Source organism: Dickeya dadantii NCPPB 898 (assembly GCF_000406145.1).
Classification (GTDB): Bacteria; Pseudomonadota; Gammaproteobacteria; order Enterobacterales; family Enterobacteriaceae; genus Dickeya; species Dickeya dadantii.
Genome location: NZ_CM001976.1, coordinates 3,187,313 through 3,190,311 on the forward strand (window position 1 = coordinate 3,187,313; position 2,999 = coordinate 3,190,311).

3 protein-coding genes and 2 pseudogenes are annotated in these 2,999 nt (G+C 58.0%); 1 reads left to right on the forward strand and 4 read right to left on the reverse strand.

The features are described 5' to 3' along the window. A pseudogene (locus DDA898_RS14335) lies at positions 1-1,053 on the reverse strand (RHS repeat-associated core domain-containing protein); the annotation flags it as partial. On the opposite strand from DDA898_RS14335, the pseudogene DDA898_RS14340 reads away from it, so the two are divergent. Beyond that, a pseudogene (locus DDA898_RS14340) lies at positions 1,046-1,312 on the forward strand (MobC family replication-relaxation protein); the annotation flags it as partial. The pseudogenes DDA898_RS14335 and DDA898_RS14340 overlap by 8 nt on opposite strands. On the opposite strand, the gene DDA898_RS14345 reads toward DDA898_RS14340, so the two are convergent. The 3 genes from DDA898_RS14345 to DDA898_RS14355 all read right to left on the reverse strand — a co-directional run. Continuing rightward, positions 1,309-1,623: a CcdB family protein gene (locus DDA898_RS14345; protein WP_019844797.1), complete on the reverse strand. Its 315-nt coding sequence runs from the start codon at positions 1,621-1,623 to the stop codon at positions 1,309-1,311. The pseudogene DDA898_RS14340 and the gene DDA898_RS14345 sit on opposite strands and share 4 nt — an antisense overlap. A gap of 2 nt (positions 1,624-1,625) precedes the next feature. Further along, the gene (locus DDA898_RS14350) at positions 1,626-1,862 is read right to left on the reverse strand and encodes a type II toxin-antitoxin system CcdA family antitoxin (RefSeq protein ID WP_038911535.1); all 237 of its coding nucleotides are present in this window, start codon (positions 1,860-1,862) and stop codon (positions 1,626-1,628) included. A 319-nt stretch (positions 1,863-2,181) separates the two neighbouring features. Continuing rightward, on the reverse strand, positions 2,182-2,999 hold an 818-nt coding region (locus DDA898_RS14355; protein ID WP_071604548.1), incomplete at its 5' end, for an ArdC family protein.

A 2,999-nucleotide genomic window follows, 5' to 3' on the forward strand; every position in this document is an offset into this window, starting at 1 on the left:
CTGCCGCAGTTCGCCGGTGCGGGTGTAATGGAACAGACTGGTGAGCGGCGCGAGGGTGCCGGTGGTGTCCCCGGCGTCGCCGTCCCAGGTCAGCGTACGGGCAACGGTGCGGGCGCTGTCATCGTACTGCCGGGTAAGCAGCGTGCCGTTGTGCCATTCGCGCACCACCCGGTCACGCAGGTCGTACTCCAGTTGCACATGGGCGGTGGCCGACGAGACTTCAATCAGGCGGCCCACCGCATCATAGCGGTAGTGCAGGGTGTCGTCCGGCGCGGTTTCACGCAACAGCAGGCCGCGGGCATCGTAGAGGAAGTGGCGGGTGTCGCCTTCGCCATTACGCACGCGGATGCACAGGCCGTCCTCGTCATAGCCGTAGTGGGTCTCGGTGCCGGTCATGTCGCGCTCGCGGATGACCCGCCCGTCGGCGTCCAGCCACCACTGCCAGCGGCTGCCGTCCGGGGCAATAACCGTTGTCAGTTGCTGGCTTTCCCTGTCGTACCCGTAGTGCCAGGTGCGGCCTTCGGCGTCGGTGCGCGCGGTCAGCAGGTCGAACGGGCCGAAGCTCTGGCGCCACAGCGCGCCGTTGCCGTCCACGTAGCTCAGCAGGTTGTTGTGGCGGTCGTACTGGCGCCGCTCTTCCTTGTCGTCCGGACGCATCAGCTGCTCCGGCAGCGTCCAACTGGCCCGGCGATAACCGAGCCCAAAGCGCACGCCGTCCGGGCGCTGCCACTGCACCACCCGGTCCTGCCTGTCGTAACGTAACTGCCGGGTGCGGCCTTCGGCATCGGTGGCGCTCAGCAGCCGCTGACGGTGGTCGTACTGCAACCGGGCCTGCACCTCACCGGCGGCGTCGCTTACCTGGGTCAGCAGGCCGTAGCGGTTCCAGGTGAATCGTACCTCGCTGGCGTCCGGGCCGGTCAGGTGTGCCGGGTTACCCTCGGCGTCGTAGGCCCAGCGCCATTCGCGCCCCAGCGGGTCGGTGACGCCGCACAGCCGCTGCGCCTCGTCGTAGTCGTACTGCCACTGATGGCCGCTGGCGTCGGTAGTGGAAACGGAGCGCTCAATGAAAACCCGAGCCCGCTATATCAGCATCGTTAAAAGTCATCTGGCGGCCTGTGACGCCGGGCGCTGGCATTACGCGATGTATGTTATGCCGGACGACAAAACCAAAACCGCACTCATCAGGCTGTTTGACAGTATCAGGACGGTGGCAAGGAACGGTATTCCGGTTCCGTTCCTTGCCAAAAACCGGGAGATGTTTCTGTTTCGCACGATAGACGAACTAGAGCAGGCTCCCGACAGCCACGGCTAAATGCCGTCAATGAGGAAATCTATTGCGGCCTTTACCTGATTACGGTACTGCGACGCATCACAAAACACCGCCCCCAAAGCCTGCACAGGGATGCTTGCCAGCTCGTGCGTCATTACGGCGTATTCTTTGCCGTCCGTCAGCCTGACGACGGGGACAAGGCGATCCGGTCGGCGGCCTGCCGGGTATTTTTCAACAGGGAGTAACGGGATCACTATCCGACGATTCAACTGTCCAATAATATCGCTCGTGACATCGAGCAACAGCGGGTAAATGGCGCTTTTCCCGGTATTACCGTATACGGTGAATTGCATAGTTAAAATGTCCGGTATTCATCGCTGAAACAGCCGTGTTCATCATGAAAACGATTTAATGCGTCGATGGATTCTCTGTTCTCTTCCTGCCATTTTTTCGCTTCATGGTGGCGAAGCTCTGCATCCAGGGCGGTTGTCAGGGTGGCACTCAGGTTAATCCCCGCTTCACGCGCCCGGACCAGCAAGGCACGCTCTACCGTCATGGTCACGCTCTGCGTGTTACGTTGTTTCGCGGTCATGATTGCTCTCCCGTATGAGATACGTGTGCATTACACGGCACAATACACTTATCATAACACCAAAAACAGGCCCAGCTACCGTTGCAGTCCTGCAAACGTCACCGTCAGCCGTCATATCTGAGCCGTCGTTTACAGCAATCACCGGTGTAAAACGCCGTTTGCGGGATGCGCGGGCTCTTTGCCGCCCGCACCCGCAGCCTGCGAATTTTCATGGCATTCAATGCCCGGAAAATTCGCAGGGAAATTGAAACATCCGTCACGCTGCCTGCCCCGATATCAGGTTAAAACCGCCTTCCTTTGCGGTGTCTTGTGCTTCAACTTAAACTTTATCCATCAGATAACGATGCGCTTTCGATGCCGCACTGGCGGCTTTGAAAATATAGCGTTTATCGTTCTTCAGTGCTTTCAGCCAGGAAGCGATATAGCTTTCATGCTGAACCTCGCCGACAATCCCCAGATCCGCCATCAGGAATGCGCTTCCTAGTTCGGCTATCAACTCTTCAAACACGTACTCATCACTGCCAAACTTCCCTTTCATTTCACGGTTAAGACGTGTTTTTGCTCCGCTCCAGTGAACCAGCTCATGCAGGCCGGTGGCGTAGAAATTAGCGGCATCGGAAAAAAGATGGCGCTCCGGCAACCAAATTTCATCCGTTAATGGCTTGAAAAAGGCATTCTGACCTTTCTCTATGATACGGGCACCACTGCGACGAAACAGGTTTTCAGCCTGTGGTAACGGCTCAAACGTCTCAGCGTGGCTAACAACCTCAGTTGCCAGCGGAAGGCCATCAATTTGTTCAACGTTAAAGACGGTGAACGTTTTCAGCATCGGGATCTGGTCGATTTCTCCGTCTTCGTTTTCCTTTTCCAGGGTTGTATAAAAAATGGCGGTCGTGCCGTGTTCGCCTTTGCGAACCTGCCCGCCTACTGCCTGCGCCTGTTTGTAGGTCATCCAGCGTGGATCACCGAAGCCCTGTTCTGACGCACTGCACCACAACAGCATGATATTCATTCCGCTATACGCGATGCCGGTTGCGAAGTTGGAAGGTAAACCAGACATGCCCGGCACTCGCTGCCACGGACACGTCCAGGGCTTCACTCCGGCTTCCAGCGCGGTGATGATGTAAGTATCCCGGT